Here is a 23,093-nt window from a genome sequence, read left to right as displayed (position 1 = left end):
CGAACGCCCGACAGGCTAGTGGTGCAGCGCGGCCGACCGCTCGGGCACATGAGCCGCGACCAGCAGTTCACGCCCGGGCACGGCCCGCCGACGGTCCACCATCGCCGCTGTACCGGCAACTCCCAGTCCCAGCACAGCCAAAACCGCCCCGGCCAGCGCAGGCGACGTCGCTCCGAAGCCTGCCGCCAAGGCGAGGCCGCCGATCCAGGCGCCGCCCGCGTTGGCCAGGTTGAAGGCTGCCTGGTTCGCGGAAGAGGCCAGGGACGGGCCCGCTGACGCCTTCTCCATCACCATCAGCTGGAGCGGGGAGCCCGTCACGAACGCCGCTGTGCCGAGCAGGACGACCGACAGGGCCGCGCTCCACTCCGTGGTCATCAGGAGCGGGAACAGGGCCAGGACCGCGGCCAGGGACACCAGGCCGCCGAACAGGGTGCCCCGGAGGGAGTGGTCCGCCAGGCGGCCGCCCAGCAAGTTGCCTGCCGTCGCTCCTACGCCGAACAGCGCCAGCAGCAGCGTCACGCTGCCGTCGGCGAAGCCCGCCGCGTCCGTGAGCATCGGGGTGATGTAGCTGTAGGCGGAGAAGAGCGCGCCGAAGCCCGCCACCGTCGTACCCAGAGCCAGCCAGACCGGAAGTGACCTCAGCGCCGCCATCTCGCGGCGCAGGCCCACCGCAGGCGCGTGCGCGTGGTCGTGCGGGATCAGCAGCGCCAGCGACGCTATCGCCGCCAGGCCGATCGCGCTCACGCCGAGGAACGTGGCCCGCCAGCCCAGGTGTTGGCCCATCATCGTGGCCGCCGGTACGCCCACGATGTTGGCGACGGTGAGGCCCAGGAACATCAACGAGACGCTGCGCGCCTTGCGTTCGGGCGCCACCATCGTCGTAGCGACGACGGCTCCTACGCCGAAGAAGGCGCCGTGCGGCAGGCCGCTCAGGAAGCGGGCGACGAGGAGGTAGTCGTAGTTCGCGGCGAAGGCCGAGAGCGCGTTGCCCGCCACGAACAGGACCATCAGCCCGATCAGGACGGTACGGCGGGACAGCCGGGCCGTGACCGCCGCGAGCAGCGGGGCACCGATGACCACCCCCAGCGCGTACGCCGAGACCAGGTGGCCCGCCGTGGGGATCGAGACGTGGAGGTCGTCCGCGACCTCGGGCAGCAGGCCCATGATCACGAATTCGGTGGTGCCGATACCAAAAGCGCCGACGGCCAGAGCGAGCAGGGCCAGGGGCATGGAAGTGCCTGTGCCTTTCGAGGGAGAGCGGAGTTCCGTACTGAGCGAGCTTAAGTTCAGTTACGGAACAAAGACTCCCAGGCGCTCTATTCCACGAGGTTAAGAGCTCGTGTCGAGGTTCACACGGGCCGCGATCGGGAGGTGGTCGCTGCCGGTCTTCGGGAGGGTCCACGAGGTGACCGGTTCCACGCCCTGGACCATGATCTGGTCGATCCGCGCCATCGGGAACGAGGCCGGCCAGCTGAACCCGAAGCCGCTGCCCGCCGCACCCTGCGTGGAGCGCATCTGGGAGGTGACGGCGTTCAGCGAGCGGTCGTTCATCGTGCCGTTCAGGTCGCCGAGGAGGATCTTCCGCTTGAGCGGCTCGGCCGCGATCGCCTCACCCAGCGCGTCGGCGCTCTTGTCGCGCTGCCGTGCCGTGAACCCGGCCTCCAGCTTCACGCGCACCGAGGGGAGGTGGGCGACGTAGACCGCGATCTGTCCCTCGGGGGTCGCGACGGTGGCGCGCATCGCACGCGTCCAGCCCAGCTTTATGTCCACGGCCCTGATGCCGCTCATCGGGTACTTGCTCCACAGGCCGACCGTGCCCTGCACCGAGTGGTACTTGTACGTCGACGCGAGTGCTTCCTCGTACGTCGGGACCGCCGCCGCCGTCAGCTCCTCCAGGGCGACGACGTCCGCGCCGGACGCGGCCACGTCACGGGCCGTACCGGCCGGGTCGGGGTTGTCGGCGTTGACGTTGTGCGTGGCCACCGTCAGATCGCCGCCGGTGCCGGTCTTGTCGCTGAGCAGCAGCCCGCCGAAGAGGTTCAGCCAGACGACCGTCGGCAGGACGACGGCGATGAGCGCGGTAGCCGACCGGCGGACCAGGCCGAGGACGAGGAGGACCGGGACCAGCAGCCCGAACCAGGGCAGGAACGTCTCCGTGAGGCTGCCGAGGTTCCCGATCCGGTTCGGGATGCGCGAGTGCAGCAGCATGACGAGGGCGAGCAGGATCGCGGTCGCGGCGAGGATCAGACCCCGGCGCCAGATCCGCGGGTCGCCGCGCCAGCCGCCGGTCAGTCTGTTCCACAGGCGCCGAAGCCGGGATCCGCGCGGCTCGTCCCCCGAGCCGCCGTCGTCCGTCTCCGCCACATACGCCTGCTGTGCCATTCCGTCGCCTCACTACCTGCCGTGCACACCATCGTCCCCGCGCCTACGACCCTAGGGGATGATCGGTTCCGATCCGCCGTCCCATGACGGCCGTACTGGGACGAGGACGAACAAGTCGGCGTCCGGAGTTCCGAACACGCGCGACGGCGGCGGTCTCTGTGACGGAACGCGCACATTCGGACGGGTTCTCAGCCGGCCGGGCCGACGGGTCGCAGGGCCAACAGGACCGTGTCGACGAGCAGTTCCGACAGGCCCTCGGGGAGGTCCGCGTCGACGCGCATGACGGTGCGCAGGAGCATCGGGCCCACCAGCATGTCGTTCATCAGATCGGGGTCGAGGTCGGTGCGGAGTTCGCCGTTCTCCTGGCCGCGGCGCAGGATGTCCACCTGCTTGCGGCGCCGGGGTTCCACGACCGTCGCGTGGTAGGCGGCCCAGACCTTCGGGCTGCTCTTCATCTGCGCGAACACGTTGTGCAGGAGCGCCGAGGACCGGGTCAGCAGGCCGCGCTGGCGCAGTTGTTCCATCATCGCCACGAGGTCGTCGCGCAGCGAGATGCCGGGCAGTTCGGGGTCCTGCGGCTCGGCCTCGCGGACGACGTCGACGAACAACTCCTCCTTGCCCGGCCAGCGGCGGTAGATGGTGGCCTTGCCGACTCCGGCGGTACGGGCGATGCGCTCGATGGAGAGTTCGGCCAGCGGCACGCCCTCCTCCAGGAGCTTCATCACGCCCTCCGTGATGGCGCGTTCGACGGCCTCGCTCCGCGGGCGTCCCCGGGTGGGCGCGCCCGGCCGGGTCCCGTTGTCGGTCCCGTTGTCGGTGCCGTTGTCAGTGCCGGTGGCGGTGCCGTTGTCGGCAAGGCTCACTTCACTCCGTCCCTTCGCTGTCCCCCCGTTCCCGTCCTGTGGTGATTGTCGTCGCTATTCGCCTACGACGACCAACTCCGGCTCCTGCTTGCCCTCCTGAGGAACCGACGGCTTGCCGGGCAGGAAGAGGAACGCGACCACCGCGCCGACGACCGCGACGCCCGCGCCGCACAGGGCGGTGACGTGCATGGCGTGCAGGAAGGCGTCGTTGGCCGGGGTGATCAGGGCCCTGCCCTGCGGGCCGAGCTTCGCGGCGACACCGAGGGTGGCCTCGATGGACTCGCCGGCCGTGTCCTTGAGGGCGGCCGGCACCGAGCCGAGCTTGCCCTCGATGCCGTTGCGGTACGCCGTGGACAGCACCGAGCCGAGGACGGCGATGCCGAGGGCGCCGCCGACCTGCCGGAAGGTGTTGCTCAGCGCGGACGCGGAGCCCGCCTTCTCGCGCGGCAGCGCCTGCATGATGACGACGCTGGTCGGGGTCATGACGTGGGCCATACCGGCGCCCATGAGGAAGAAGATGACCTCAAGGATCCAGATCGGCGTGTCCGCCTTGAGCGTCGCGAAGGCACCGAGCATCCCGGCGAGCAGCACGAGGCCGACGCCGGTCGTGATCTTGTTGCCGAAGCGGTTGACGACCAGCCGGGCCCGCGGCGCGAAGATCATCTGCGCGGCGGCCAGCGGCAGCATCAGCAGACCGGTCTGCAGCGGCGAGTAGCCGCGCACGCTCTGGGTGTAGAAGACCGAGAAGAAGGTCACGCCCATCAGCGCGAAGAAGACCAGCGCGATGGCGGCGATCGCGGCCGAGAACTCCTTGTTCTTGAAGTACGTGACATCGATGGACGGGTGGTCGCTGCGCTTCTCGAACCAGACGAACCCGGCGAGGACCACGACACCGGCGAGGATCGTCGACAGCACCTTGGGCGCCGTGAAGTCGGCCAGCTCGCCGCCCTCGATGATGCCGTAGACCAGCAGGACGAGGCCTACGACGGACAGGACCACGCCGACCGGGTCGAGGCGGCCGGGCTTCGGGTCGCGGGAGTCGGGGACCAGCCAGATCATCAGGGCGAGCGCGATCAGCACGATCGGCACGTTGATCAGGAAGACCGAGCCCCACCAGAAGTGGTCGAGGAGGACACCGCCGGTGATCGGGCCGATCGCGATGGCGAGGCCGACGCCGCCGGCCCAGATGCCGATGGCCTTGGGCTGCTCCTCGCGCTCGAAGACGTTCATGAGGACGGCGAGGGTGGCGGGCATCACGAAGGCGGCACCGAGGGCCATCAGGGCGCGGTAGCCGATGAGTTGGTCCGGCGAGCCGGACTCGGCGGCCAGCGCGGAGCCGATGCCGAACACGACGAGCCCGCCGAGCAGGACCCGCTTGCGGCCGATCCGGTCACCCAGGAGGCCCGCGGTGAACAGCAGGCCGGCGAAGACGAGGGTGTAGGCGTTGATCGCCCACTCCAGCTCGCTCTGTGTCGCGCCCAGGCCGGTCGGGGCCGGGGTGGAGATGGTCTTGATGGCGACGTTGAGGATCGAGTTGTCGAGCACCACGATCAGCAGGCTCAGCATCAGCACGCCGAGGATGGCCCAGCGGCGGCGGTGCACCGCTTCGGGTATCCGGGTGCCAGGGACGGGTGGAGTGGTCATGCGGTCCAGACTAGGGAACCGCCGGGCAATTCCGATACGAGACCGTGCCGTATCGTAAATCTTTTACTCAGACCTTACGTATCGCCACGTGATGCGCGTGACCGGGGGCCCCTCTGGCCCTCCGTGGCACGAGGTGCCACCATGGAGGGGATCCGGGGACGCCGTGAGGGTGCCTCGAGATGACTGAAGGAGCCGTTGCAATGACGCAGCTTTCGGCTGCCCAGACTGGGAAGACCAGCTCCTCCGACGGCAGCAAGGCGCTGTACGGAGGCAAGGGCACACGCCGTATCACCGTCCGCGACATCGCCCTCGCCAAGGAACGCGGCGAGAAGTGGCCCATGCTCACCGCCTACGACGCGATGACCGCGTCCGTCTTCGACGAGGCCGGTATCCCGGTCATGCTCGTCGGCGACTCGGCGGGCAACTGCCATCTCGGGTACGAGTCGACCGTGCCCGTCACCCTCGACGAGATGACCATGCTGTCCGCCGCGGTCGTGCGCGGCACGCAGCGGGCGCTGATCGTGGGCGACCTGCCCTTCGGGTCCTACCAGGAGGGTCCGGTGCAGGCGCTGCGCTCGGCGACCCGGCTGGTGAAGGAGGCCGGGGTGGGCGCGGTGAAGCTGGAGGGCGGCGAGCGCTCGCACGCCCAGATCCGGCTGCTGGTCGAGTCCGGGATCCCGGTGATGGCGCACATCGGTCTCACTCCGCAGTCCGTGAACTCGATGGGGTACCGGGTGCAGGGCCGGGGCGAGGAGGCGGCCCAGCAGTTGCTGCGGGACGCGAAGTCCGTGCAGGACGCGGGGGCGTTCGCGGTCGTCCTCGAACTGGTGCCGGCGGAACTCGCCGCCGAGGTGACCCGGGTGCTGCACATTCCCACGGTCGGGATCGGGGCCGGGGCCGAGACCGATGCCCAAGTCCTGGTGTGGACCGACATGTTGGGGCTCACGGGTGGGAAGATGCCGAAGTTCGTGAAGCAGTACGCCGATCTGCGTGCGGTCATGGGCGACGCGGCGAAGGCGTTCGCGGAGGATGTCGTCGGCGGGACGTTCCCGCTGGAGGAGCACTCGGTCCACTGACCGGTTGAGAGCCACTGCGGCACCATGGCAGCCCGCCGAACTTCCCCCGTCGGCGGGCTGCCTCTTTACTGTCCGACCTGGCCAGGGTTCTCGAAGGGAGCCACACGTGCGGGACATTGGTGTCGACCCCGTTGCCCACAACCGGGCGGCCTGGGACAAGTACGTCCAGGAGGGCAACGAGTGGTCGACGCCGGTGAGTTCTGAGACCGTCGAGCGCGCCCGCACGGGCGACTGGTCGATCGTTCTCATCGGGCGTGAGCCGGTCGACCGCTCCTGGCTGCCGACGGACCTGACCGGCAAGGACGTGTTGTGCCTGGCCTCCGGCGGTGGCCAGCAGGGTCCGGTCCTCGCCGCCGCGGGGGCGCGGGTCACCGTCTTCGACAACTCGCCCCGCCAGCTCGGCCAGGACCGGCTGGTGGCGGAGCGCGACGGGCTCGAACTGCGCACCGTGCAGGGCGACATGAGCGACCTCGGCGTCTTCGGCGACGGGGCATTCGACGTCGTGTTCCATCCGGTCTCCAACCTGTTCGTACCGGACCTGGCACCGGTGTGGCGCGAGTGCTTCCGCGTCCTGCGACCGGGCGGAACCCTGCTCGCGGGCTTCCTCAACCCCGACGCGTACCTGTTCGACCACGAGGCGCTCGACGAACGCGGCGAGCTGATCGTCGCGCACAAGCTGCCCTACAGCGATGTCACGCACTACTCCGCCGAGGAACGCGCCACGAAGTTCGGCGCGGACGCCGCTCTCGAATACGGCCACACCCTCACCGCCCAGATCGGCGGGCAACTCGCCGCGGGGTTCGTCCTCACCGGCTTCGCGGAAGGGCCGCACCAGTCCGACGCGTCCGCCGAATACATGTCGCACTACTTCGCGACACAGGCGGTCAAACCGGGCTGACCCGGTGTGCGCATCCCGGCCGGCCGTGGCAGGTGGTGGACGGGCAGAGGCCGGCGTCGGCGGGCTGTAGGCGGCTGTCGGTGGGATGTAGGCGTTCTGTCGGTCGGCCCTGGCACTGTCATCGGCATGACGCGAATCGACAACACACCCAGCGGCACGGCAGTGTCCGTGCGGGGGCTGGTCAAGCACTACGGCGAGACCAAGGCGCTGGACGGCGTCGACCTGGACGTCCGGGAGGGCACCGTGATGGGTGTGCTCGGGCCGAACGGTGCCGGTAAGACCACCCTCGTACGCATCCTGTCCACACTGCTCGCCCCGACCTCCGGCGAGGCCACCGTCGCCGGCTACGACGTCCTGCGCCAGCCCCGCCAACTGCGCCGGGTGATAGGCCTCACCGGCCAGTACGCCTCGGTGGACGAGAAGCTCCCGGGCTGGGAGAACCTGTACATGATCGGGCGGCTGCTCGACCTGTCCCGCAAGGACGCCCGGGCCCGCGCCGACGAACTGCTGGAGCGGTTCTCGCTGACGGACGCCGCCAAGCGGCCCGCCAGCACCTACTCCGGCGGTATGCGGCGCCGGCTCGACCTGGCCGCCTCGATGATCGGGCACCCGCAGGTGCTGTTCCTGGACGAGCCGACCACCGGCCTGGACCCGCGCACCCGCATGGAGGTGTGGGACGAGGTGAAGTCCATGGTCGGCGGCGGCGTGACCGTGCTGCTCACCACCCAGTACATGGAGGAGGCCGAGGCACTCGCCTCCGAGCTGACCGTCGTGGACCACGGCAAGGTCATCGCCAGTGGCAAGGTCGACGAGCTGAAGGCGAAGGTCGGCGGTCGCTCGCTGCGCATCCGGCCGGCCGACCCGCTGCAACTGCGGCCGCTGGCCCACGCGTTGGACGAGCTGGGCATCACCGGACTCGCCACCGTCACCGTCGACGTGGAGAGCGGCACGGTCCTGGTGCCGATCCTCAGCGACGAGCAACTGACCGCCGTGGTCGGCGCGGTGAGCGCCCGCGGCCTCACCATCGCCTCCATCACCACCGAACTGCCCAGCCTGGACGAGGTGTTCCTGTCCCTCACCGGCCACCGCGCCAGCGCCCCGCAGGACACCGTGCCCACCCACGACCGCGAGGAGGTCGCCGTATGAGCGCCATCACCGTGAAGCCCGGCGCCGTCGCGTCGGACCCCCGTATCCCGCTGCGCAACCATCTGCGCCACACCGGCGCGCTGATCCGCCGCAATCTGCTGTGGATCCGGCAGGACCCGGAGTCGATGTTCGACGCCATCCTGTTCCCGGTGATCTTCACGCTGCTGTTCGTGTACGTCTTCGGCGGCTCGATCGGGCAGTCGCTGGGCGGCGGGCAGCACGCGTACGTGCAGTACGTCGTGCCCGGTCTGCTCGCCATGATGGGCATGAACATGGCCCAGGGGGTGGGCACCGGCTTCAACACCGACTTCCACAGCGGGGTCATGGACCGGTTCCGGTCGCTGCCCATCGGACGCGGCTCGGTACTGATCGCCAAGATCCTGGTCGAGATCATGCGCATGCTGGTCGCGTGCGCCGTTCTGATGGTCGTCGGTGTCCTCGTCGGCTTCGACATCCACCGCTGGGGCGGCATGTTCGCCGCGATCGGGCTGTCCGCGGTGTTCGGCTCGGCGCTGATGTGGGTGTTCATCACCCTCGGCGTGACCATGAAGAGCGCGCAGTCCGTGCAGGCCATGGGCTTCCTGGTGCTGATGCCGCTGCAGTTCGGCTCGTCGATCTTCGCGCCGACCGGGTCGATGCCGGGCTGGCTGCAGAACTTCACCGACTACAACCCGCTGTCCTCCCTGGCCGACGCGGCCCGCGGGCTGATGGTGGGCGGCCCGGTCGCCCACGGTGTGCTGCTGACGCTGGCCTGGTCGGTGGGGCTCACCGCGGTGATGGCCCCGATCGCGATCCACAAGTTCCGCACCAAGACCTGACCCGGCCGTGCGCCTCTTCGGGCGGTACGGCCCACGGGCCGCCCGTCCCACCGGGTACGCGTCGGCTCACACCAGGGCGGCAGCCTCCTTCGCGGAGAGGCTGCCGCCCTCGGCGCATTCGGCCGCGTACGCCTCGTAGGCCGCGTCGCCGAGCACGGCGCGCGCCCGCAGCTCGGCCTGACGGTACACCTCGCTCTCCACGGACGCCCTGACGTGCCCGGGCGGCAGCAGCCCCAACGCCGCGACGAGGCAGCGGACACCGTCGCGGACCCGGCTGCCGCCGTCCAGTTCGGCGAGGACGACCGCGGCGATCCCCAGGTACAGCGAGGACATGCTCGGGGCGATGGCCTCCGACAGCGGGTCGCCGGCCCGCTCCAGCGCCTTGCGGACCTTGTCCAGGGACAACTGGTAGTTGCCGTCGACCGCCTCCACCCACGCCTCCGAGCCGAGGATGAACGCGTCGAAGACGACGAAGTGCGAGATCTGGAACTCCTCGCGCAGCAGCCGCATCTCCTCGCGTGCCTCCTCGACGCGGCCGGACATGGTGAGCCGGCTGGCGAGGAACATCCGGGCGGCGGGCATCGCCTCGCTGCCCAGATGGTGCTGCTGCTCGATCACCTCGCGCAGCAGGCGTTCGCCCCGCTCGAACTCGCCGGCCTCGATGAGCGCGCTGCCCAACCGGGCACCGAGTACGGCCGTCTGCCCGTGGGCACCGAGCAGTTCGGCCTGTTCGATCGCGGCCTCGTAGTCGAGGGCGGCCCGTCGGTAGTCACCGGTGCGTTCCCGGGCCTCGGCGCGGGCGGAGAGCGCCTCGGCGGTGCCCCAGCCGTCGCCGAGGCGGCGGAAGATCTCCAGCGACTCGTCGGCGTCCCGGGCCGCGTCGCCCGCCCAGTCGGTGCGGTTGGCGAGCATGTTGGCGCGCATCTGGAGCGTGGTGGCCAGCTCCCACTCCATGCCGGGGGCGGTACGGCAGGTGTGGACATCGGCGTCGAAGATCGCGGGCAGCCGTTCCACGCTGCCGGTCAGCAGCACGGCGAAGAACCAGAACATGCCGGGCATACGGCAGGTCTGCGGCTGGCCCGGTTCGTAGACCTCGGTGATGAGGCGCAGCTTCTCCTTCGCGGCCGGTGCCTCCCAGGCGTCCAACTCCGTGTCCATACAGGCCAGATGCGCGAGATGGAGGCCGCGCCGGGCCTCGGCGAGGAGTTCTCCGGTGAGCGGGGGCGGGACGTCGGTGCACCGCTGCCAGACCGGGGCGGCGCGCTGGACGGGGGCGGCGAAGGGGTCCGGGCCCAGGGCCATCACCTCGACGCACCAGTTGCGGGCCTCCATGCGGACGTCGCGCATGTGCCAGTACCAGGTCAGCGACAGGACGAGGCAGATCCCCTCCTGCTCGTCGCGCTCGGCGACGGCGTGCCGCAGGGCGGTGCGGAGGTTCTCGTACTCCAGCTCCAGCCGTCCCACGGCGGCGAGTTGGCCGGGGCCGCGCAGCAACGGGTCGGTGGTGCGGGCGAGTTCGCGGTAGTACGTCAGATGGGCGCGGGCGGCGCGGGGGCGGCGGCCGGCCTCGTCGAGGCGTTCGCCCGCGTACTCGGCGACGGTCTCCAGGAGCCGGTAGCGCATCTCCCCGTCGCCCGAAGGGGCGGCCACCACAAGGGACTTGTCGACCAGCGAGCCCAGCGTCTCGAACGCGACGGGCCCGCACACAGCCTCGGCGGCGGCGAGGTCGCAGCCGCCGGCGAAGACGGACAGGGTGGTCAGCACGTCCCGTTCGTCCGCGTCGAGCAGGTCCCAGGACCAGTCGACGACGGCCCGCAGGGTCTGCTGGCGGGGCAGCAGCGTACGACTGCCCGAAGTGAGCAGCCGGAAGCGGTCGTCGAGCCGGTCGGCGATCTGACGCGGCGTCAACATCCTCAGCCTGGCGGCCGCCAGCTCGATGGCCAGCGGCATCCCGTCGAGCCGCCGGCAGATCTCGGCGCAGGCCTCGGGGTCGTCCGCGACCGTGAACCCCGGCCGGGCGGCGGCACCCCGGTCGGCGAGCAGCCGTAGCGCGACGGGGTCGGGGAGTGGCTCCACCGGGCGCAGCAACTCGCCCGGTACGCCCAGGGGTTCGCGGCTGGTGGCGAGCACGGTCAGTTCGGGGCAGCGCTCCAGCAGGGCCTCGACGAGGCGGGCGGCGGCGTCCACGACGTGCTCGCAGTTGTCGAGGACGATCAGCATCCGGCGCCGGCCGCAGTGCTCCGCGAGCCGATCGAGCGGGTCGTCGTGGCGCTCGCCGCCGGCGGCCCGGATCGCCTCGGCGCCGGCGCCGTACATCACCGTCTCGCGCGCCCCGACCGCGGTGAGCACGGCCGTCGCCACGGCCTCGGGGGCGTCGACGGGGGCGAGTTCGGCCAGCCACACCCCGTCCCGCGCCGCGTCCCGCACCCCTTCCGCCACCTCCTGCGACAGCCGCGTCTTCCCGGCACCGCCGGGCCCGAGCAGCGTCACCAGGCGGGCGGCGGCGAGATCGCCCCGGATGACGTCGATGTCGGCTTCCCGGCCGACGAAGGAGGTCAGGCGGGCACGGAGGTTGCCAAGGAGAGGGGTGGTGGATGGGAGGGAGGGTGTGGGGTCGCGGTGACCGGCGTCGCCCTGCGCACCGTCATCCGGACTGAGCAACTCCCCGTGCAGCGCCCGCAGTTCAGGGCCGGGGTCGGAGCCGAGGCGGTCCGCCAGGAGTTGGCGTACGTCCTCGTAGGCGGCCAGGGCCTCCGCTGTGCGGCCGGTGGCGCGGAGGGCGCGGAGGCGGAGGCACTGGAGAGGTTCGTCGAGGGGGTGGGTGTCGCACAGGGCGGTCAGTTCGGGGAGGGCGGTGTCCGCGTCGTCGAGGGCCAGGGCCGCTGTCAGACGGGCACGGCGGGCGTCGAGGTGGCGGGTCGCCCAGCGGGCCGCCTCCGCCGTGCGGTCGGGGAGGTCGGTGAGGGGCGGGCCGGTCCACAGGGCCAGGGCGTCGTCCAGCACCTCCGCCGCCTTCGTCGCGTTGCCGTCGGTCAGCGCCCGCAGCCCCTCCCCCGTCAGCCGCTCGAAACGGTGCAGGTCGATGTCGTCGGGGGCGGCGGCGAGCCGGTAGCCGGTGTCCGCCGAGGTGATCGCGTCGGCGCCGAGCGCCCGGCGCAGCCTGCCCACCAGCGCCTGGAGCGCGCCGAGCGCGTCGGCGGGCGGGTCGGCGCCCCACACCTCGTCCACCAGCACGCCCGCGGGCACCGGCCGGCCGGGCCGCAGGGCGAGCACCGTGAGCAGGGCGCGCAGCCGTGCCCCGCCGACCGGGACGGGCGTGCCGTCGGAGCGGAGTGCCTGGGTGGTGCCGAGAATGCGATAGCGCACGGGGTCCATTGTCTCTGGTGGCGACGGAAGCGGTCACGGGGTTGTGGCGGCGCGGCGCCGGGCACGGGGCCGTCCCGGAGGGGTGACGGGGTCGTAGATCGCGTGCCAGAGTCCCATGTCCCCACCTTCCCCGGAACCGACCACCGCTCGCGAGACGTTTTCCCCTCGGGCCCGGTACCGTCGGGCTTCGCGTCCACCGAACCCAGCAGGGAGCCCGCCCCCATGACCGCCACCACCACCCGCCCGAGCGACCGGCGGATCAGTCCCGTCTTCCTCGGGATCCTGGCCGTCACGGCGGTGACCGGCTGGGCCACCTGGACCGGGTTCGCCGAGCAGCCGGGCGTCGCCGTCTTCCTGCTCGTGACGGCGGCCTGGATCGTCTCCCTGTGTCTGCACGAGTACGCGCACGCGCGCACCGCCCTGCACAGCGGTGACATCTCGGTCGGCTCGAAGGGCTATCTCACCCTCAACCCGCTGAAGTACACGCACGCGCTGCTCAGCATCGTGCTCCCGGTGATCTTCGTCATCATGGGCGGCATCGGTCTGCCCGGTGGCGCGGTGTTCATCGAGCGGGGCCGCATCCAGGGCCGCTGGAAGCACAGCCTGATCTCGGCGGCGGGCCCGCTGACGAACGTGCTGTTCGCGGCCGTCTGCACCGCGCCGTTCTGGCTGCACTCGCTCGACGGGGTGCCGCGGGACTTCCGGTTCGCGCTGGCGTTCCTCGCGCTGCTCCAGGTCACGGCCGCGCTGCTGAACTTCCTGCCGGTGCCGGGCCTGGACGGCTACGGCGTGATCGAGCCCTGGCTGTCGTACAACGTGAAGCGGCAGGTGGAGCCGTTCGCGCCGTTCGGCCTGCTGTTCGTGTTCGCGCTGCTGTGGGTGCCGTCGATCAACACGTACTTCTTCGATGTCATCGACGCGATCCTGCGCGGGCTCGGCATCAGCGACTTCGAGACCTACTGCGGGCAGAACCTGTACCGCTTCTGGCAGGGCACCAACGAGTTCTGCTCGGTCAGCCAGTGACGGACCTGCCCCGCTTGAGGTAGTACCAGCACATGTTGGACGAGAGGCCCGCGAGCAGTACCCACACGATCCCGAGCAGGCTGCCCTCCACGAAGGAGACGACCGCCGCGGCCACGGCGAGCAGACAGACGACGAGGGCGTAGAGGGCGAGTCGCCGGGTTGGGTCGGGTGGGAGCAAGAGGTGCATGGGATCGGCTCCTGTCGGAAGACGGCTGAACAGATGGGGACACTGGCGGGTCGGCCGCCACCAGTGTCCCCCACCCGCTCAGACGTCCGTGACGCGCAGTCCCGCGTGGGCCTTGTAGCGGCGGTTGACGGAGATCAGGTTCGCGACCAGGGACTCCACCTGGTGGGCGTTGCGCAGCCGGCCGGCGAAGACACCGCGCATGCCGGGGATACGGCCGGCCAGCGCCTGCACGATCTCGACGTCGGCGCGCTCCTCGCCCAGCACCATGACGTCCGTGTCGATCTCGGCGATCTCGGTGTCCATGAGCAGCACCGCCGACAGGTGGTGGAAGGCGGCGGCGACCCGCGAGTCCGGCAGCAGGGCGGCGGCCTGTTCGGCGGCGCTGCCCTCCTCCGGCTTCAGCGCGTAGGCGCCCTTCTTGTCGAAGCCGAGCGGGTTGACGCAGTCGACGACGAGCTTCCCGGCCAGTTCCTCGCGCAGCGACTCCAGCGTCTTGCCGTGGCCGTCCCAGGGCACGGCGACGATCACGACGTCGCTGCGGCGCGCGGTCTCCGCGTTGTCGGCGCCCTCGACCCCGTGGCCGAGTTCCTCGGCGGCGGCCTGTGCGCGGTCGGCGGCGCGGGAACCGATGATCACCTTCTGGCCGGCCTTGGCGAGCCGGTAGGCGAGGCCCTTGCCCTGCGGCCCGGTCCCGCCGAGCACGCCGACGACCAGTCCGGAGACGTCGGGGAGGTCCCACGGGTCCTTGGCGGGGGCCTTCGCGGGGGCGGTCCCGGAGGCCGTCGCGGGGGTCTGTGCAGCACTGTCGGTAGAGGTCATGGGCCGACTTTACGTCCGCCTCCGCACCCGTATCGGCTCAGGTGAGGTCCGTCACGGGCACCCGGCGGAACGTGATCGTCTCGTACGGCCCGAAGTCGCCGGTCTCGTAGAGGAGTCCGACCGTGTCGTCGTCGACACGGACGAGGTCGGAGTAGGCGGCGGGCAGACCGTCGACCGTGAACACCGGGCGCCAGGTGGTGCCGTCGTCGGTGGAGGCGCGCAGGGTCAGCAGGGCGCGGGCGGCCGGGTCGCCGGGGCCGGAGTACACCAGCACGTCGGGGTCGCGGAGTTGGAGGACGCTGGCCTCGCACACGGGGGCGGTGATGCCCGCCTGCGGGCGGAAGGGTTTGACGAGGGTCCTCCCGCCGTCCGCCGAGTACGCGTCGGCGCGGTTGCCGGGGGACGTCGAGTCGTTGCGGGTGTTGAAGTAGACGCGTCCGTCCGGGAGTTCGGCGGCGGTGGTCTCGTTGCAGTTGATGTAGCCGTCCGCGTTCTCGTCGAGGTAGCCGAGGTACCAGGTCCCGCCCTTGTCGTCGCTGAGCAGGCAGTGGCCGCTGTTGTACTTGGCCTCGTTGCCCACGTCCTTGCCGGTCGGCGGGATCGTGTGGTTGGCGGCGACGACCACGCGGCCGGTGCTCAGCTGGATCGCGTGTCCGGGCGTGGTGGCGTACCAGCGCCACTCGGGCTTCTTCACCTGCGCGGTGATCTCCGTCGAACTCGACCAGGTGACCCCGTCGTCGTCGCTGTAGCGCACCCAGATCCGCCGTCCGTCGGCCGGTGTCACCTGGCCGCGCAGGATGGCGTCCTCGGTGGCGGTCGCGGTCGCGCGGACGTAGACGAGCAGGACGCGGCCGGTGTCGAGGACGACGGGGGCCGGATTGCCCGCGAGGTGGGGGCCGTTGGTGGCGGCGGCGGTGAGCGGGCCCCAGGTGCGGCCGCCGTCCGTGGAGCGCCGCAGGACGATCTCGATGTGGCCGTGGTCGCTCGCGGAGTCGACGCGGCCCTCGCAGAACGCCAGGAGGGTGCCGGCGCGGGAGACCACGACCGCCGGGATCCGGTAGCTCGCGTAGCCCCCTTCACCCGCGCGGAAGGGAACGGTGACTTCTGTCATGAGTTGACTCCTTGTGTGGCCTATGAGCCCGCACCATCCCCAAGTTGGGCGAATTCGTGGTGAACTCCGCGTCACGAACGGCCGGTTGCGGCAGGATGCTCGGCCATGGACGCCGTACGGGTCGCGCTGTTGCGTGAAGTGCTCGCCGGGACCGAGTGGTTGGGGGCGACGCGGAGGTTCGCGGGGGTGTTGCGCGGGTCCGTCGTGTCGCACGGGGGTGGGCTGTTGCTGGTGGGCACGTCCGCGTACGAGCCGTGGCATCTCGCGGCGCATCTCGTCGACGAGGCGGCCTGGTCGGGTACGCCGGAGCTGGCGCCGACTCTCGTACGGCATGACGCGTGTCCCTCCGATCCGGCGCATCTGTCGGTCGGGCTGGGGCGGATCGAGGCGGCCCGGCGGGGTGAGACGTTGCTCGTGGTGTCGCCGGAGGGGCCGGGGGGTCCGCTTCTGGAGCGGGTGTCCGATGCGCGGCGGGCCGGGGCGACCGTCCTGGCGCTGGGCTCCTCGGACCGTGAACTGGCGTCCCTGGCCCACGAGTCGCTCGCCGTACCGGAGGGCACGGATCTGGACCTGGACACCGTGCAGCACCTGGTGAGCGCGGCGGCCGGGGAGAATGTGGTGCCGGTGACTCGGGGGCGACGGCGATTCCGGGACCAGGTGTCGCGGCTGACGGAGCATTTGACGGCACCGCCGCCTGCCCGCTGGTAGTTCTTTCCCCACCCACCCGTCTCGGTCGGTCGAGAGGTGGACGTGAAAAGCGGGTGATTTCCCACCCGGCCGTCCGGCTCGCCCAGCTGACAGGTGGACAGGAAAAAGCGGTTGCCCGGCCGCCACCCCCCAGGTGATCGTGGCGGATTGTGACCGCCGACTCCCCCGCACCCCCCACCCGCCTCCGCGCCCTCCTCCCCGATCTCGCCCCCTGGCACGCCTCCGTCGACTTCCGCAGGCTCTGGCTCGCCGGGCTGGTCTCGAACTTCGGGAGTTTTCTGACGTTCGTCGCGGTCCCGGTGCAGCTCAAGGAACTCACGGGTTCCGCGGCGGCGGTGGGCGCCGTCGGGGCCGTAGAACTCGTGCCGTTGATCGTGTTCGGGCTCTACGGCGGTGCGCTCGCCGACGCGTGGGACAAGCGGAAGCTGATCGTGTGGACCGAGGTCGGGCTCGGTGTGCTGTGCGGGGCGCTGCTGTTCAACTCGCTGCTGCCGGAGCCCGCCGTCTGGCCGCTGTACGTGATCGCCGCCCTGACCTCCGTCCTCGGTTCGATCCAGCGGCCCGCGCTGGACTCGCTGTGGCCGCGGATCGTGGCGCATGAGCACATGACGGCCGCGTCCGCGCTCAACTCGCTGCGCTGGACGGTCGGCGGGGTCACGGGCCCGGCGGTGGCGGGCGTGGTCGTGGCGTTCGCGGGGCTGCCCTACGCGTTCGCGGCGGACACGCTGACGTACGCGATATCCGTGGTCCTGATCTTCCGTATCGCCGCCTCCCCCGGCGCCCACGAGGCGCGGAAGCCCTCGCTGCGGTCGATCGCGGAGGGCGCCCGGTACGCGTGGAGCCGCAAGGAGCTGCTCGGTACGTACGCGATCGACCTCGCGGCGATGTTCTTCGCGATGCCGCTGGCGGTGCTGCCGTTCCTCGCGGACGATCTGCACGCCGAGTGGGCGCTGGGGCTGATGTACTCGACCGTTCCGGCCGGGGCGCTGCTGGTGAGCGTGACCAGTGGCTGGACCTCGCGGATCCACCGGCACGGGCGGATGGTGGTGCTGGCCGCCGCGCTGTGGGGCGCGGCGATCGCCTGCGCGGGCGCGGTCGGCAACGTCTGGCTGGTGCTGCTGTTCCTCACCCTCGCGGGCGGCTGCGACATGGTCAGCGGCATCTTCCGCGGGGTGATGTGGAACCAGACGATCCCGGACGAGCTGCGCGGCCGGCTCGCCGGGATCGAGCTGCTGTCCTACTCGGTGGGCCCGCAACTGGGGCAGGTCAGGTCCGGTGGGATGGCCGCGCTGTCCGGGGTGCGGACGTCGGTGTGGGCGGGCGGGCTGATGTGCGTGGGCGCGGTGGGACTGCTGGCCGCGGGACTGCCGAAGCTGATGTCGTACGACGCCAGGACGGACGAGCACGCGCTACGGCTGAAGAGGCAGCGCGCCGCCGACGCCACCGCCCCCGCCTGATTCAGTCCTCGTCGGCGCTGCCCTTGGCCGCGTCGTGCCACTTGGGGTCGGTCTCCCACTCCAGGTTGCGCTCGCGGGCCGTCTCCATCGCGTGCTCGGCCTCCGCGCGGGTGGCGTACGGCCCGAAGCGGTCCTTGGCGGGGCACTCCGGCCCCTCCTCGACCTTCTTGTGTTCGAGGCAGTAGTACCACTCGCCGGGCTTCCCGACCGTGCGCTTCTTGAACAGGGCCATCAAGGGCTCCTTTCCCTACGGCCATGTTCCCCCATGTCCGCTGGTTAGACTCGCTGGTATGTCTGGCCAGTCGCTGCTCGTACCAGGGGAGCTCTCCCCCACCCGTCCCGTGCCCGGAAACATCCGTCGCCCCGAGTACGTCGGCAAGCCCGCGCCGACCCCGTACACCGGGCCGGAGGTGCAGACCCCCGAGACGATCGAGGCGATGCGGACCGCCGGGCGGATCGCCGCGCGGGCGATGGCGGAGGCCGCGAAGATCATCTCGCCGGGGGTGACCACGGACGAGATCGACAAGGTCGCGCACGAGTACATGTGCGACCACGGCGCCTATCCGTCGACGCTCGGCTACCGCGGCTTCCCCAAGTCCCTGTGCACCTCGCTCAACGAGGTGATCTGCCACGGCATTCCGGACTCCACGGTGCTGCGCGACGGCGACATCATCAACCTCGACGTGACGGCGTACATCGGCGGGGTGCACGGCGACAACAACGCGACGTACCTGGTGGGGGACGTCGACGAGGAGAGCCGGCTGCTGGTCGAGCGCACGCGTGAGTCCCTGGACCGGGCGATCAAGGCGGTCCGGCCGGGCCGGCAGATCAACATCATCGGCCGGGTCATCGAGTCGTACGCCAAGCGCTTCGGGTACGGCGTGGTCCGGGACTTCACCGGCCACGGCATCAACTCGTCGTTCCACTCCGGGCTGATCGTCCCGCACTACGACAGCCCGCACGCGACGACGGTCATCCAGCCCGGGATGACGTTCACGATCGAGCCGATGCTGACGCTGGGGTCGTACGAGTACGACATGTGGGACGACGGGTGGACGGTCGTCACGAAGGACCGGAAGCGGACGGCGCAGTTCGAGCACACGCTGGTGGTGACGGAGTCGGGGGCGGAGGTCCTCACCCTGCCGTAGCGCCTGAGCATCGCCTCGGGACCCGTCCCCTGCTGGGGGCGGGTCTTTTCTTGTACGCTTTTACCGACAGGGCGTCGGTAACCTGTTGACTTAGGTAAGCCTTGCCTTAGAGGATAGGGCTCATGGACTCCTTCTCGACAGTCATCCGCACCGCCTCCCACGAACAGCATGTGGAGGCCGAGACCTCCACCTTCATGAGCGATCTGCTCGGCGGCCGGCTCAGCGTGGACGCGTACGCCCGGTACACCGAGCAACTGTGGTTCGTCTACGAGGCGTTGGAGACCGGGGCCGGGCGGCTGGCGGCGGATCCGGTGGCCGGGCCGTTCATCCGGGCCGAGTTGTTCCGACTGCCCGCGCTGGAGCGGGACCTGGCGCATCTGCGGGGTGCGGACTGGCGTTCCGGGCTGACCGCGCTGCCGGCCACCCAGGCCTACGCGGACCGGGTGCGCGCGTGTGCCGAGGAGTGGCCGGCCGGGTACATCGCCCACCACTACACGCGTTACCTCGGGGATCTCTCCGGAGGCCAGATCATCCGGGACAAGGCGGAGCGGACGTGGGGGTTCGCGCGGCGGGGTGACGGGGTCCGGTTCTACGTGTTCGAGGGCATCGGCAACCCGGCGTCGTTCAAGCGGGGCTACCGGGAACTGCTGGACGGCATACAGGCCGACGATCTGGAGAAGCAGCGGATCGTGACCGAGTGCAAGCGGGCGTTCGCGTTGAACACGGGGGTGTTCCGGGCGTTGGGTGAGGAGTTTCCGCTGTCGGCGTGACGTCGGGCCGAGCCTGCGAGGCCACTGTCACAGGAAGCGGAGTCGTTCCATCGCCGTCCGCAACTCACCGACCCAGCAGGCATAGGCGGGAATCCGCTGAAGCACCGTCAAGGACACGCGCTGGCCCAGCCGATCGAAGTCGTACTCGGGCCGGTGCCGTGGGCCGAACGCCTCGGCCAGGGCCTTCTTCGGATCCGGCACCTTCTCGACGTCGCGAGGTGACCGGATCAGGGTCCGTACCGATGCCTCCGCCGTCGCCGTGGGCAGCGCGGCGGCGTCGGCCAGCATCCAGGCCTCCGTCTCCCGCACCGGGACGATCCCGACGAGCCGGTGCGCTTCGCGGCCGAGCCTGGCCCGGACGGACTCGACCTTGCCCCGTTCGTTGTGGTCGTGATGGATCAGCACGATGTCCATGTGTTCCAGGAGCAAGGCGACCTCTTCGACCACCTGGTCGCGCGGCGCGACCGTGAAGCGGCTTCCGGGCGCAGTGCCTCCGAAGTCGAATCCGGGAGCGGACTCCGGCTCCAGCGCCGCCACTTGGCGGTCGATGAGCGGCAACAGGAACCACTGGTCGCTGAGCCCCTCGGTGAGCAGCGCGATGCTCAAGTACCTAAGCCCCATGCGCGTATCCCACCGGGTCCAGGTACTGGCGTACTTCCATGGGCGTGACGTAAGTACCACGCTCACCGGTCACGCCGACCTTCCGGGCCCGCGTCAATCTGGTCGGCGATTGCCCTCTCTCCAGCCGGGTGACCGTGTCCATGAACACCACGTCCTGAGAAGCCTCGTCCAGCAGCGAGGCCAGCACGACCGGGGAGTGGGAGGTGACGATGATCTGACGGAGCGCGTCACGATCGTCTTCGGTGGGTTCCTCGTATGCGGCGGGATCCGTGACGCTTGCCTTCAGCCGCTCCAGCAGACGGGGGACGCGATTCGGGTGCAGGCCGTTCTCGGGTTCTTCGACCATCAGCACACCTGGATGAGCCGGATCATGTGCGGCGGCGAGCAGGGCGAGCACCCGCAGCGTCCCGCCGGAGACGACTCGCGGGGCCATCCTCGGCTCATGCTTGTGCTGGATCCAGATGTCCCACAGGGCTTGGGTCTTGTCCTGTACGACGTCGATCTCGCGTACATCGGGAAGGACGGCCGCCACGTCTGCCAGGAAGGCGGACCTCCGCTCCGGTGTCCTCCACAACCGGCCGAGTACGGCACCGAGGTTGCGACCGTCTTCGGTCAGCACCTCGTTGTCGTACGCGTCGGCGGGTTGGCGCATGGCGTTGGGCAGGGGATCCAGCAGTCGCCAGCCGTTGGTTGCTTGCTTCAGAGCGTCGTACACCGCACTGTCAAGGTCAGGGCCATCGACCACCACCGAAACGGCCAACGGCTCCGGCGCCTCGCGGTAGCGAATGTACGCGGTGACCTCGTGCGGAACCAGCCCGAACTCCGGAGTCTCCAGCAGAACGGTCACTCCGATGCGAATCTCCTCCACCAGGCTCCCGTCCGGACGTCGCCGGAACAGCTCACGGGGCCCGCCCCGCCTGGCGCGACGGACCAGCGTCCGACTGGTGGGGCTCCAGACAAGATGACCCAGCAGGTCGATGGCCTCCAGCAGGTTGGACTTGCCGGAGCCGTTCGCTCCCAGCAGGACCAGGAACGGCGGCACGTCGAGTGAGAAGTTGTCGAAGGTCTTGAAGCCGTCGATCTCGATCCGGGTGATCACCGCTGCTCCTCACTCACCGCGTCTGCGCGAACCGGCTGCGGTCCAACACTATCCGCCCTGCCTCCGCCGTACGGCCAGCGGCTCGGCCGCGTGTACGCGCAGCTCCGGGCCCTCGTCCAGCCTCAGTACGACCGTGGATTCGTGCGATTCGCTCTGCTCGGTGTGAACGTCGAGGACCGCACGCCAGGCACCCCACACCCGCACATGCTGCCCGGGGCGGACCATGACCGCCGCGACCTCCGTCTCGACAGGCTCGGCCACGATGTCCGGTGCCTTCAGCTCCGCGAACACGGTTTTGCCGACCCCGCCCGCACGTTTCTCAACTCCCCAGCGGTGGGCGAGTGCCTCGACCAGGAGCAGCCCGCGCCCACCCGTCTCCTCGTCCCCGGGCTCCCGTAACTCGGGCGTCCCCGCTCCGGCGTCGCTGACCTCCAGCCGCAGCATCCCCTCGTCCACCATGCGTGCGATCCGTACGCCTACCTGGCGATCGCTCGGCACGGGTACGCGCAGCGCGTTGGTCACGAGTTCCGAGAGCACCAACTCGGCGTTGCTCAGGACCTCTTGATCAACACCCCAGCCACCGAGCACCGCGAGCAGCGTGACCCTCGCTCTCGGCACGCTGCGATGACTGCGGGGCAGCCGGAAGGTGACTTCGTTCGGTGCGGCCATGCGGTGGCCTCCTTGGGACTCGGCGACTGTGGCGAACTCCCCGCAGCGCGGCTCCGGTTGGAGTCGCGGACATCAGCAGAATGCCCAAGGATGATGCGAGTCTGCAACGTTGCTGACTCGGATGATGCCTATTTTCACTCCTTCGAGTTAAGTCACCACCATCCCATCTGCCGTCCTGCTAGAAGGTGTTGTCATGCTTGCGAAAAGCACCACCCCGAACCCTTCAACCGTCCTCGGCCGCCAACTCGGCGACGAATTGCGCAGGTTGCGGGAAGCGGCGGAGCTGACCACCGCCCAGGCGGCCGAAGCACTGGACTGCACCAAGGGCAAGATCAGCAGGATCGAGAACGGCCGGGTCGCTGTCCGGCTCCCGGATCTGACGGCGATGTTGCTTGCCTACGGAGCGACGAACGCCGAGCTTCGCGATCGGCTCTCGGAGCTGGCCCGGAAGGCCAACCGCCGTCGCAGGCAAGGGTGGTGGAACGAGTACGGATCAGTGCTCGCGGACACCTACCGCGATTACATCGCCCTGGAGACCATGGCCGGGACGATCCATACGTTTCAGGCGCAACTGGTCCCCGGCCTGCTCCAGACTCCGGAGTACACCCGTGCCGTCACCGTCGCCTCGCGGCAATGGCAGACGGCGGACGAGATCGAGAAGTTCGTCCAGGTGCGTCTCGCCCGTCAGGAACGCCTCGCCGGAGACTCCCCGCTGCACCTCTGGGCAGTCCTGTCGGAGGCCGTGCTCCTCCAGCAGGTCGGCGGACCGGACGTGATGAAAGGGCAGTTGGCACAACTGCTGGCCGCCTCGGAGCAGTCGAATGTGACCATCCAGGTGCTGCCGTTCTCCCACGGCGCCCATGCGAGTATGTTCGGGCCGTACGTAGTCTTGGGTTTCCCCGAGGAGGCAGCACTCGACGTAGTGCTGGCGGACAACCCGACCGGCTCCACGTGGTTCGAACGGGAGACTGAAGTCGCCCGGTACCAGGAGCTGTTCGACGCCGCGCGCACGTCCGCGCTCTCTCCCGTGGAATCCCTCGCCGTCATCCGACACAGGGCCAAGGAGCACAGGGCATGAACACCGCACGCCACAACACGCCGGACCTGTCGGGCGCGAGGTGGCGGTGCAGTAGCTACAGCGGTGGTAACAACGAGTGCCTCGAACTCGCCCCTGACATCCCCGCCTTCGCCCCCGTCCGCGACAGCAAAACCCCCACCGGCCCGGTCATACCCTTTGGCCGCACCGCCTGGAGTTCCTTCGTCGCGCAGGTCAAGTAACCCTGTTCCC

At 70.1% G+C, this 23,093-nt stretch carries 23 protein-coding genes; 11 read left to right on the top strand and 12 right to left on the bottom strand.

The genetic code is table 11. From position 1 onward, the window contains the following. Window positions 1-15 precede the first annotated feature (15 nt). From ACIRRY_RS09585 to ACIRRY_RS09570, 4 genes are all read right to left on the bottom strand, one after another. Window positions 16-1,230 carry an MFS transporter gene (locus ACIRRY_RS09585; RefSeq protein ID WP_403969872.1) on the bottom strand — a complete coding sequence of 405 codons (1,215 nt, stop codon included), beginning with the start codon at window positions 1,228-1,230 and terminating at the stop codon, window positions 16-18. A gap of 99 nt (window positions 1,231-1,329) precedes the next feature. Continuing rightward, entirely contained in the window at window positions 1,330-2,382 is a 1,053-nt protein-coding gene (locus tag ACIRRY_RS09580) for an endonuclease/exonuclease/phosphatase family protein (protein WP_403969869.1), read from the bottom strand. Window positions 2,383-2,570: 188 nt separating this feature from the next. After that, window positions 2,571-3,245, bottom strand: coding sequence for a TetR/AcrR family transcriptional regulator (locus tag ACIRRY_RS09575; protein ID WP_403969866.1), 675 nt, complete (start codon window positions 3,243-3,245; stop codon window positions 2,571-2,573). A gap of 54 nt (window positions 3,246-3,299) precedes the next feature. After that, complete coding sequence (locus ACIRRY_RS09570) at window positions 3,300-4,889, bottom strand: MFS transporter (RefSeq protein ID WP_403969863.1); 1,590 nt, start codon at window positions 4,887-4,889, stop codon at window positions 3,300-3,302. A gap of 200 nt (window positions 4,890-5,089) precedes the next feature. Here ACIRRY_RS09570 and panB point away from each other — a divergent pair, with 200 nt between their 5' ends. The 4 genes from panB to ACIRRY_RS09550 all read left to right on the top strand — a co-directional run bounded on the left by panB (window position 5,090) and on the right by ACIRRY_RS09550 (window position 8,827). Continuing rightward, window positions 5,090-5,965, top strand: coding sequence for a 3-methyl-2-oxobutanoate hydroxymethyltransferase (panB, locus tag ACIRRY_RS09565; RefSeq protein WP_403969860.1), 876 nt, complete (start codon window positions 5,090-5,092; stop codon window positions 5,963-5,965). Between the two features lie 106 nt (window positions 5,966-6,071). Then, a complete protein-coding gene (locus tag ACIRRY_RS09560) occupies window positions 6,072-6,863 on the top strand; it encodes a class I SAM-dependent methyltransferase (protein ID WP_403969857.1) in 792 nt (263 codons plus the stop codon). A gap of 126 nt (window positions 6,864-6,989) precedes the next feature. Then, window positions 6,990-8,009, top strand: coding sequence for an ATP-binding cassette domain-containing protein (locus ACIRRY_RS09555; protein WP_403969854.1), 1,020 nt, complete (start codon window positions 6,990-6,992; stop codon window positions 8,007-8,009). Further along, entirely contained in the window at window positions 8,006-8,827 is an 822-nt protein-coding gene (locus tag ACIRRY_RS09550; RefSeq protein WP_403969851.1) for an ABC transporter permease, read from the top strand. Before ACIRRY_RS09555 ends, ACIRRY_RS09550 begins: the two co-directional genes overlap by 4 nt. 66 nt (window positions 8,828-8,893) lie before the next feature. Here ACIRRY_RS09550 and ACIRRY_RS09545 read toward each other — a convergent pair whose 3' ends face one another. Next, entirely contained in the window at window positions 8,894-12,202 is a 3,309-nt protein-coding gene (locus ACIRRY_RS09545) for a BTAD domain-containing putative transcriptional regulator (RefSeq protein WP_403969848.1), read from the bottom strand. Window positions 12,203-12,415: 213 nt separating this feature from the next. Here ACIRRY_RS09545 and ACIRRY_RS09540 point away from each other — a divergent pair, with 213 nt between their 5' ends. Next, window positions 12,416-13,216 carry a site-2 protease family protein gene (locus ACIRRY_RS09540; protein WP_403969845.1) on the top strand — a complete coding sequence of 267 codons (801 nt, stop codon included), beginning with the start codon at window positions 12,416-12,418 and terminating at the stop codon, window positions 13,214-13,216. Here the strand turns inward: ACIRRY_RS09540 and ACIRRY_RS09535 are convergent. From ACIRRY_RS09535 to ACIRRY_RS09525, 3 genes are all read right to left on the bottom strand, one after another. Continuing rightward, complete coding sequence (locus tag ACIRRY_RS09535) at window positions 13,206-13,403, bottom strand: hypothetical protein (RefSeq protein WP_403969842.1); 198 nt, start codon at window positions 13,401-13,403, stop codon at window positions 13,206-13,208. The two genes, ACIRRY_RS09540 and ACIRRY_RS09535, sit on opposite strands and share 11 nt — an antisense overlap. A 78-nt stretch (window positions 13,404-13,481) precedes the next feature. Continuing rightward, complete coding sequence (npdG, locus tag ACIRRY_RS09530) at window positions 13,482-14,222, bottom strand: NADPH-dependent F420 reductase (protein ID WP_200691542.1); 741 nt, start codon at window positions 14,220-14,222, stop codon at window positions 13,482-13,484. Window positions 14,223-14,259: 37 nt separating this feature from the next. Continuing rightward, window positions 14,260-15,333: an exo-alpha-sialidase gene (locus ACIRRY_RS09525; RefSeq protein ID WP_403969839.1), complete on the bottom strand. Its 1,074-nt coding sequence runs from the start codon at window positions 15,331-15,333 to the stop codon at window positions 14,260-14,262. Window positions 15,334-15,438: 105 nt separating this feature from the next. On the opposite strand from ACIRRY_RS09525, the gene ACIRRY_RS09520 reads away from it, so the two are divergent. Continuing rightward, window positions 15,439-16,041 carry a hypothetical protein gene (locus ACIRRY_RS09520; RefSeq protein WP_403969836.1) on the top strand — a complete coding sequence of 201 codons (603 nt, stop codon included), beginning with the start codon at window positions 15,439-15,441 and terminating at the stop codon, window positions 16,039-16,041. A gap of 149 nt (window positions 16,042-16,190) precedes the next feature. Continuing rightward, the gene (locus ACIRRY_RS09515) at window positions 16,191-17,498 is read left to right on the top strand and encodes an MFS transporter (protein WP_403969834.1); all 1,308 of its coding nucleotides are present in this window, start codon (window positions 16,191-16,193) and stop codon (window positions 17,496-17,498) included. A 1-nt stretch (window position 17,499) separates the two neighbouring features. Here the strand turns inward: ACIRRY_RS09515 and ACIRRY_RS09510 are convergent, their stop codons facing one another. Continuing rightward, a complete protein-coding gene (locus ACIRRY_RS09510; protein ID WP_403969831.1) occupies window positions 17,500-17,730 on the bottom strand; it encodes a hypothetical protein in 231 nt (76 codons plus the stop codon). Between the two features lie 58 nt (window positions 17,731-17,788). Here ACIRRY_RS09510 and map point away from each other — a divergent pair, with 58 nt between their 5' ends. Beyond that, complete coding sequence (map, locus tag ACIRRY_RS09505) at window positions 17,789-18,646, top strand: type I methionyl aminopeptidase (RefSeq protein ID WP_403969828.1); 858 nt, start codon at window positions 17,789-17,791, stop codon at window positions 18,644-18,646. A gap of 122 nt (window positions 18,647-18,768) precedes the next feature. Beyond that, window positions 18,769-19,416, top strand: coding sequence for a heme oxygenase (biliverdin-producing) (locus ACIRRY_RS09500; RefSeq protein WP_403969825.1), 648 nt, complete (start codon window positions 18,769-18,771; stop codon window positions 19,414-19,416). A gap of 27 nt (window positions 19,417-19,443) precedes the next feature. Here ACIRRY_RS09500 and ACIRRY_RS09495 read toward each other — a convergent pair whose 3' ends face one another. Genes ACIRRY_RS09495 through ACIRRY_RS09485 form a run of 3 tightly spaced genes read right to left on the bottom strand, consistent with a single transcriptional unit; the run spans window position 19,444 to window position 21,805 of the window. Beyond that, window positions 19,444-20,037, bottom strand: a complete 594-nt coding sequence (locus ACIRRY_RS09495; RefSeq protein WP_403969822.1) for a hypothetical protein — start codon at window positions 20,035-20,037, stop codon at window positions 19,444-19,446. Next, entirely contained in the window at window positions 20,027-21,136 is a 1,110-nt protein-coding gene (locus tag ACIRRY_RS09490; protein ID WP_403969819.1) for an AAA family ATPase, read from the bottom strand. The genes ACIRRY_RS09495 and ACIRRY_RS09490 overlap by 11 nt, the downstream gene beginning before the upstream one ends. 48 nt (window positions 21,137-21,184) lie before the next feature. Continuing rightward, complete coding sequence (locus ACIRRY_RS09485) at window positions 21,185-21,805, bottom strand: ATP-binding protein (RefSeq protein ID WP_403969816.1); 621 nt, start codon at window positions 21,803-21,805, stop codon at window positions 21,185-21,187. A 193-nt stretch (window positions 21,806-21,998) separates the two neighbouring features. Between ACIRRY_RS09485 and ACIRRY_RS09480 the strand changes: the two genes are divergently transcribed. Then, the gene (locus ACIRRY_RS09480; RefSeq protein ID WP_403969813.1) at window positions 21,999-22,883 is read left to right on the top strand and encodes a helix-turn-helix domain-containing protein; all 885 of its coding nucleotides are present in this window, start codon (window positions 21,999-22,001) and stop codon (window positions 22,881-22,883) included. Further along, a complete protein-coding gene (locus ACIRRY_RS09475) occupies window positions 22,880-23,083 on the top strand; it encodes a DUF397 domain-containing protein (protein WP_403969810.1) in 204 nt (67 codons plus the stop codon). Before ACIRRY_RS09480 ends, ACIRRY_RS09475 begins: the two co-directional genes overlap by 4 nt. Window positions 23,084-23,093: the final 10 nt, after the last annotated feature.

Origin of the sequence: Streptomyces sp. NPDC101776 (genome assembly GCF_044766845.1) — a bacterium.
Lineage (GTDB): Bacteria > Actinomycetota > Actinomycetes > Streptomycetales > Streptomycetaceae > Streptomyces.
Note: the sequence above shows the minus strand (reverse complement) of the source record. Positions and strands in the feature narration are given on the sequence as shown.

Coding starts and splice junctions, on each gene's coding strand:
- ACIRRY_RS09585 (WP_403969872.1), bottom strand. CDS start 1,230: ATGCCCCTGGCCCTGCTCGCTCTGGCCGTCGGCGCTTTTGGTATCGGC.
- ACIRRY_RS09580 (WP_403969869.1), bottom strand. CDS start 2,382: ATGGCACAGCAGGCGTATGTGGCGGAGACGGACGACGGCGGCTCGGGG.
- ACIRRY_RS09570 (WP_403969863.1), bottom strand. CDS start 4,889: ATGACCACTCCACCCGTCCCTGGCACCCGGATACCCGAAGCGGTGCAC.
- panB (WP_403969860.1), top strand. CDS start 5,090: ATGACGCAGCTTTCGGCTGCCCAGACTGGGAAGACCAGCTCCTCCGAC.
- ACIRRY_RS09555 (WP_403969854.1), top strand. CDS start 6,990: ATGACGCGAATCGACAACACACCCAGCGGCACGGCAGTGTCCGTGCGG.
- ACIRRY_RS09550 (WP_403969851.1), top strand. CDS start 8,006: ATGAGCGCCATCACCGTGAAGCCCGGCGCCGTCGCGTCGGACCCCCGT.
- ACIRRY_RS09545 (WP_403969848.1), bottom strand. CDS start 12,202: ATGGACCCCGTGCGCTATCGCATTCTCGGCACCACCCAGGCACTCCGC.
- ACIRRY_RS09540 (WP_403969845.1), top strand. CDS start 12,416: ATGACCGCCACCACCACCCGCCCGAGCGACCGGCGGATCAGTCCCGTC.
- ACIRRY_RS09535 (WP_403969842.1), bottom strand. CDS start 13,403: ATGCACCTCTTGCTCCCACCCGACCCAACCCGGCGACTCGCCCTCTAC.
- npdG (WP_200691542.1), bottom strand. CDS start 14,222: ATGACCTCTACCGACAGTGCTGCACAGACCCCCGCGACGGCCTCCGGG.
- ACIRRY_RS09525 (WP_403969839.1), bottom strand. CDS start 15,333: ATGACAGAAGTCACCGTTCCCTTCCGCGCGGGTGAAGGGGGCTACGCG.
- ACIRRY_RS09520 (WP_403969836.1), top strand. CDS start 15,439: ATGGACGCCGTACGGGTCGCGCTGTTGCGTGAAGTGCTCGCCGGGACC.
- ACIRRY_RS09510 (WP_403969831.1), bottom strand. CDS start 17,730: ATGGCCCTGTTCAAGAAGCGCACGGTCGGGAAGCCCGGCGAGTGGTAC.
- map (WP_403969828.1), top strand. CDS start 17,789: ATGTCTGGCCAGTCGCTGCTCGTACCAGGGGAGCTCTCCCCCACCCGT.
- ACIRRY_RS09500 (WP_403969825.1), top strand. CDS start 18,769: ATGGACTCCTTCTCGACAGTCATCCGCACCGCCTCCCACGAACAGCAT.
- ACIRRY_RS09495 (WP_403969822.1), bottom strand. CDS start 20,037: ATGGGGCTTAGGTACTTGAGCATCGCGCTGCTCACCGAGGGGCTCAGC.
- ACIRRY_RS09485 (WP_403969816.1), bottom strand. CDS start 21,805: ATGGCCGCACCGAACGAAGTCACCTTCCGGCTGCCCCGCAGTCATCGC.
- ACIRRY_RS09480 (WP_403969813.1), top strand. CDS start 21,999: ATGCTTGCGAAAAGCACCACCCCGAACCCTTCAACCGTCCTCGGCCGC.
- ACIRRY_RS09475 (WP_403969810.1), top strand. CDS start 22,880: ATGAACACCGCACGCCACAACACGCCGGACCTGTCGGGCGCGAGGTGG.